This is a genomic window from Vogesella fluminis (genome assembly GCF_014652335.1).
GTDB classification, from domain to species: Bacteria; Pseudomonadota; Gammaproteobacteria; order Burkholderiales; family Chromobacteriaceae; genus Vogesella; species Vogesella fluminis.
Genome location: NZ_BMYP01000072.1, coordinates 1 through 6,116, shown reverse-complemented (window position 1 = coordinate 6,116; position 6,116 = coordinate 1). Strand labels below are relative to the sequence as shown.

The 6,116-nt window shown below is 51.5% G+C and carries 5 protein-coding genes; 4 read left to right on the top strand and 1 reads right to left on the bottom strand.

Annotated elements, in window-relative coordinates:
* Positions 1-367: 367 nt before the first annotated feature.
* The 4 genes from IE083_RS15125 (at position 368) to IE083_RS15110 (ending at position 5,408) form a co-directional block, all read left to right on the top strand.
* The gene (locus IE083_RS15125) at positions 368-1,525 is read left to right on the top strand and encodes a glycosyltransferase (protein WP_189354866.1); all 1,158 of its coding nucleotides are present in this window, start codon (positions 368-370) and stop codon (positions 1,523-1,525) included.
* Positions 1,501-2,979, top strand: coding sequence for an undecaprenyl-phosphate galactose phosphotransferase WbaP (gene wbaP, locus IE083_RS15120; protein ID WP_189354865.1), 1,479 nt, complete (start codon positions 1,501-1,503; stop codon positions 2,977-2,979). The genes IE083_RS15125 and wbaP overlap by 25 nt, the downstream gene beginning before the upstream one ends.
* Positions 2,980-3,319: 340 nt before the next feature.
* The gene (locus IE083_RS15115; RefSeq protein ID WP_189354864.1) at positions 3,320-4,357 is read left to right on the top strand and encodes an IS5 family transposase; all 1,038 of its coding nucleotides are present in this window, start codon (positions 3,320-3,322) and stop codon (positions 4,355-4,357) included.
* A 232-nt stretch (positions 4,358-4,589) separates the two neighbouring features.
* Positions 4,590-5,408, top strand: coding sequence for a substrate-binding periplasmic protein (locus IE083_RS15110; protein ID WP_189354863.1), 819 nt, complete (start codon positions 4,590-4,592; stop codon positions 5,406-5,408).
* Here the strand turns inward: IE083_RS15110 and IE083_RS15105 are convergent.
* Positions 5,342-6,061 carry a glycerophosphodiester phosphodiesterase family protein gene (locus tag IE083_RS15105; protein ID WP_229799786.1) on the bottom strand — a complete coding sequence of 240 codons (720 nt, stop codon included), beginning with the start codon at positions 6,059-6,061 and terminating at the stop codon, positions 5,342-5,344. The two genes, IE083_RS15110 and IE083_RS15105, sit on opposite strands and share 67 nt — an antisense overlap.
* Between the last annotated feature and the right edge of the window lie 55 nt (positions 6,062-6,116).

Below are 6,116 nucleotides of genomic sequence, written 5' to 3'. Positions count from 1 at the left end.
AACGGCCCTGCGTTTCACTATTCCGCCTTCGGGCAGGCCCAAGTCCGACAGGCTGCTAGTGCTGGCCTGTGTATAGGACTTCCTTCCTTTTTGAAGTAGGCCCGGACAGCCGGGGACCCTGGCACTTTGCAACCAAGTACGGGGCAGGAGACCCGCGACACTCGCGCAGCGGCAGCCGATGGAAGTTAGTGAAATTTCACCTTGGTGAAATGGTAAAATCTGGCTCGTCTTCCGGGTCACTTTGCGTTTTAGGTACACGCTTAGGTACACATACGGATTATAAAAACTTCAGACTCCTTGCCTGACAAGGGTTTTCGGCCTACTCAATACATTCTGCATCGGCCACTTTGAAAACATGATCCCTGAAATGCCAAATGATAAAGTATCAGGAGTGCCAAGCATTGCCATTGTTTGCGACTGGCTGGAAAGTTATGCCGGGGCAGAGCGCGTCATTGAAGAAATAATAAACTGCTTTCCTCAGGCAGAAATTCTTGCAGTAGTGGATTTTGTTGCGGAGAAAGATCGTGGTTTCCTGAAAGGCAAATCAGTAAAAACAACCTTCATACAGAAGTTGCCATTTGCCAGAAAGTTCTATCGGCATTATCTACCATTGATGCCTATTGCAATCGAGCAACTGGATTTGAATAAATATGATATAGTCATTTCAAGTAGTCACGCCGTTGCCAAAGGTATTATTACAGGACCAGACCAGCTTCATGTGAGTTATATACATTCACCACTACGCTATGCCTGGGACATGCAGAATGAATACCTTGAACAGAGTGGAACCGGATCGGGGATCAAGTCCTGGTTCATTCGCTATCTTTTGCACAGGATCCGCATCTGGGACGTAACAAGTGCACAACGTGTCGATTATATTATTGCCAACTCGAATTTTATTGCAAAACGTATAAAGAAATTTTATAACCGGCAGGCAGATGTTATTTACCCTCCTGTAGATATCTCCACATTCAAACAGGGCACAAACCAAAGGAAAAATTATTTCATTACAGTTTCCAGATTGGTAGGTTATAAAAAAATAGACCTCATAATAGATGCATTCAGAAATTTGCCAGAAGATGACATTATTATAATAGGAGATGGTCCGGAAAAGGAAAAACTCAAGGAAAACCTGCCAGAAAATGTCAAGTTACTTGGTTTTCAGCCACAAGAAAAAATCATCTCGTTACTGCAAGAAGCAAAAGCCTTCATATTTGCCGCCAGAGAGGATTTTGGCATTTCCCCTGTTGAGGCCCAGGCATGTGGTACGCCCGTCATCGCATTCAATGCGGGAGGCACACTGGAGACCATTATAGATATACGAGCCGAAAACCCGACAGGCATACTTTTCGGGGCACAAGACAAGGAATCCATAATTAATGCAATACAGGTTTTCAAGAAAAACTCAGAAAGGATAAAGCCTGAAAATTGCAGAACCCAGGCTGAGAAATTCTCATCTGCTGTATTTCGCAAAAACATGAAAAACCATATTGAGAAGTCATGGAAAACGCATATAGAGAACTGAATAAAAAACTACCTGCCGAGTTTTTTAGAAAACAAGCAGCCATTGAAAAAAACAAAAAAATAACAGGAATATTTCTAGCATTGGGTGACATGCTTTCCTGGTTATCTTGTTTTATTTTTGGAATTATTGTTCTTTTGTTGTCGAATAGTGGTCTCAATCTTAATGTGATTGAGTGGTGGTATAATATCGGCCTGAATCAATTACTGATTTATTGCCTGTTTTCTGCAACTGCTATCATCCTGTTTTGGAAGAATGGTCACTATAGTGAGAGAAGTCCGTTCTGGACCGAAACAGGAGAGATTGTTCGCATAATTACAACACTGGGATTGCTAAACGGCTCTGTTGTTGTTGCCACATCACTATCTTTTTCCAGGACTGTCTGGCTGGCAAGTTTCACCTCTTGCCTCGTAGTTCTGCCTTTATCAAGAATTATTTTCCGCAAACTACTTGATCATACGGGATTCTGGAAGATACCTACCATTATAATCGGGCATGGCGAAGCTGCCATTTCTATCTTCACTGCCATAAACAATGAAAAAAACCTGGGCTATGAAATAATTGCAATAATTCACTCAGACATTATTGAAAACTTTGAATTCCAAGAATGCCTTGCCATCTCCTGGCCAAGAAAGTCATTCCCATCTCTTATAGACAATATAAAAGGATTCAATATTATCTATGCTGTAGAACAAAGTGATGAACCAAAATATCCGAAATGCCTTAAATCCATTTCCCGACATTCATTGAAGTTTCATATTGCTCCCACAAAAGTTTCATTGCCCATCATATCAATGAAGGCACAGCACTTTTTCAGCCATGACATCATGATGTTGAGTACGAAAAATAATCTTTTAAACAAGAATGAACAAAAGTTAAAGCGTATGATTGACATCATCTTTAGCATTATTATTATAATAATAGCATCGCCAATCATGATAATGATTGCGCTAATGATAAAATATGAAGGAGGACCTGTATTTTTCTCACAGCCAAGGAATGGTAAAAACAACAAACCATTTTCTTGCCTGAAATTCAGGACAATGCACCAGGATGCCGAGGCACGCATGCAAGAGTTATTTGCTAGTAATCCTGAAATTGCAGATGAATGGAAGCAGTTCAGGAAACTGCGTGCCGATCCCAGAATTACAGGCATTGGACAAGTTCTCAGAAAAACAAGTCTTGATGAATTGCCACAATTATTTAATGTTTTGTTTGGTGAAATGAGCCTGGTTGGGCCACGCCCTCGCCTGCTGGATGAACCATCCGATTTTTATTACAGTGCTGTTCTCCCTGGTATTACAGGCTTGTGGCAGGTGAGTGGTCGTAATAAGCTAACCTATACCCAGAGAATAAATCTTGATCGCTGGTATGTGAAAAACTGGAATACCTGGTATGATTTTGCCATTATCATAAAAACTGTCAAAGTGGTTTTATTTAAGGAAGGTGCTTACTAATTGAAAGAATATAATGCGCCACTGGTTCATGCAAGAAGATAAAATAAAGCACATTATTCTTAGTTTTATCATCACAATAGTTTTTTATCATTATCTTGACCTGTTAGTCGCATCAATAGTTAGTTTGATTATTGGCACCATAAAAGAGGTTATTGATAAATATTATTATAAATCCGGATTTTGCTGGCAAGACATGAAAGCCAATTGTATCGGTATCATATTGGCTTGTATTGTGGTATTGGCCAATAATTTCCAGTAAGACAAATGGGCGCCTCGAAAAACCTCCGTCTCGCCCGCCCTTGGTAAAATTACGACGTCCTGAACCCCGCAGCCTGCACCGATGAAACCACGCACCGCCATCAAGACTGACCTGTTCGCAGACGAACATCATCGCAAGAAGATCGACTCGCTGGGCGACCCGCTGGCCGACATCGAGTCGCACATCGACTTTGCGGCGTTGGCGGCCGAGGTGGATAAGGTTGCGCCACGCCCGCTGAGCGCGCAGGGCGGGCGACCGCCGTACCCGACCGAGACGATGGTGCGGATCCTGATGCTCAAGCGTCTGTACAACCTGTCCGATGAGCAGATGGAGTACCAGTTGCTCGACCGGATGAGCTACAAGCGCTTCTGCGGACTGGCGAACGCGACCAACGTCCCGGACCGCACTACGGTATGGACCTTCGAGAACCGGATCGGTGAAGCTGGGGCGAAGGCCCTGTTCGATGGCGTCTCGGCGCAGCTGCTCAGGAAGGGGTTCATCGCGCGCGGCGGTCAGATCATCGACGCCACCTTGGTCCCCGCCCCCAAGCAGCACAACAGCCGAGGCGAGAAGGAACTGATCGAGCAAGGTGCGATGCCCGCCGACTGGAAGCCTGCGAAGCGGCGGCAGAAGGACATCGACACGACCTGGGCCAAGAAGCACGGCAAGAGCCACTTCGGCTACAAGCTCTCGATCAACGTCGACAAGAAATGCAAGATCATCCGCCGGATCGAGACCGACACGGCGAGTACGCACGACAGCCAGCACTTCGACAACGTCTTCGATGCGGGCAACACGAGTCGGGACGTCTATGCCGACCGGGGCTACCCGTCCGAGGCGCGTGAAGCCTGGCTCAAAGAGAAGGGTTTCCGGAATCAGATCCAGAGGAAGGGCAAGCGTAACAAGCCGCTGTCCGAGTGCCAGCAGCGGCGTAACCAGCGCATCGCCAAAACGCGCGCCCGGGTCGAGCACGTGTTCGGCGCCCTCGGGCAGATGGGCGGCAAGTTGCTTCGCACCATCGGTCAGGCGCGGGCGCGCTTTGCGATGACGATGATAGCCGCCTGCTACAACCTGAAGCGGCTGACGTATTTTCAGAAGGCCGGAATCGAGGCCTTCTGACGCCCGAAATGGGCCGAATCGCCGATCCCCGGGGCGATTCGAGGCAAAAACGGGGCAACTCCGCCGAGAAACACGGTGGGTTGCCAGAGAAATTGGACCGAACTCGGTCGCCGTCATCATTGCGCGTTGGGATTCACTGAAAACCTCGGGTTATTCGAGGTGCCCTTACCAATATTCATAATACCCCTGAGCTGATTCCGGGTACGGACTGTCGAGCCCAGGCGCCCTGCCAATGAGCATCCGCCCCCTGCTGTTTGCCCTGTCCCTGCTGTGGCTGGCGCCGTCCGCCAGCGCTACGGCGGCACCAGCTCCAGCACTGGTTTATGCCTTCAGTCGCTTCGAGCCGTACAAGACACTGGATGCCGCCGGCAAACCGGCAGGCCCTTATACGGTGCTACTGCAGGAGCTGGTCCGGCGCAGCGGCATGCAGCTTGACATCGTGAACTGTCCGTTGCAGCGCTGTCTGGCACTGCTGCAACGTGGTGATGCCGATCTCAGCATCGGCATCCGTGGCAATACTGAGCGTAACCGCTATCTGGATTTTCTCGATCCGCCGTTTGCGCCGGCTACCGCCACCGTGCTGTTGCAACGGCGCGACGATCCACGCCCGATCCGGCACTACGACGACCTGTACGCACTGCGTGTCGGGGTGGTAGAAGGGGCCAGCTATTTCCCGCGTTTTGACAATGACATTCATATACAGCGTGATGCTGCGCCCAGTGCCAGGCTGGCATTGCGCAAACTGGCAGCAAAACGCTTTGATGTGTTGCTGATCAATGAACAGCAGGGCCGCCAGCTAAGCCGGGAGCTGGGTGCCGGGCAGTTCCGCCATGCCGAGTTGCAATTTCCCGGCAAACAGCCACGCCATATCGCACTATCACGGTTGTCACCGGCCGCCCAGGCCGCCAGGCCACGGCTGGAGGCGCAATTGCGGCAGATGCTGCTCGATGGCAGCGTTGGGCGCATTCTGGATGGCGGTAGCGCTCAGGCCGCCCAGGCTGGATCAAAGCGGTCGGGACGGTCGCTGCACAGCATGTCCACCCCCCACTGACGCAGGCGCTGCATCTCCTGCGGCTGGTTTACCGTCCACGCCATCACCGCGAGGCCAAGGCCGTGCAGCTGCGCCACCCACGCCGCGCTCAGCGCCCGGTGGCAGACATGCAGCGCACGGCAACCCAGCGCCTGTGCCTGCGCTACCAGTGCCGGGTTCAGCTCTTCCACCAGCAGCGCCCGCGGTAACTCCGGTGCCGCCTCGCGCACTCCGGCCAGTGCCTCGGCACTGAATGAGGACACCAGCGGCAACAGCGCCGCGCCCTGCCAGTGCTGGCGGATCTGCACCGCGCACAACTGCCCCATCCGCCGCGCGTCGGCATCCGGCTTCAGCTCCAGATTGACCGCCATGCCCAACCGCCGCAGCGTGGCGGCCAGTTGTTGCAGGCTGGGCAGCGCCTCGCCGGCAAACGCCGGATGGTGATGGCGGCCGGCATCCAGCTGCAGCAGTTCCGCCGCGGCGTGCGCCGCCAGCGCGCCGTTGCCGCTGGTGGTGCGCTCCAGCTCGGCATCGTGAGCGATCACCGCCACACCGTCGGCACTGAGCTGCACGTCGCACTCCACCGCCGTCACCCCCAGCCGGTGCGCCAGCAGCAGACCGGCGAGCGTGTTTTCCGGCGCCAGCGCGCCACCGAGGCGGTGGGCAAAGCCCATTCCATTACCCATAAGTCTGCCGGAATCGCATCCCGAGGACGCAGGCAGCAATTTT

Bases quoted from the DNA above. Each gene is read 5' to 3' on its own strand.
- IE083_RS15125 (WP_189354866.1), top strand. From the start codon at position 368: ATGCCAAATGATAAAGTATCAGGAGTGCCAAGCATTGCCATTGTTTGC.
- wbaP (WP_189354865.1), top strand. From the start codon at position 1,501: ATGGAAAACGCATATAGAGAACTGAATAAAAAACTACCTGCCGAGTTT.
- IE083_RS15115 (WP_189354864.1), top strand. From the start codon at position 3,320: ATGAAACCACGCACCGCCATCAAGACTGACCTGTTCGCAGACGAACAT.
- IE083_RS15110 (WP_189354863.1), top strand. From the start codon at position 4,590: ATGAGCATCCGCCCCCTGCTGTTTGCCCTGTCCCTGCTGTGGCTGGCG.
- IE083_RS15105 (WP_229799786.1), bottom strand. From the start codon at position 6,061: ATGGGCTTTGCCCACCGCCTCGGTGGCGCGCTGGCGCCGGAAAACACG.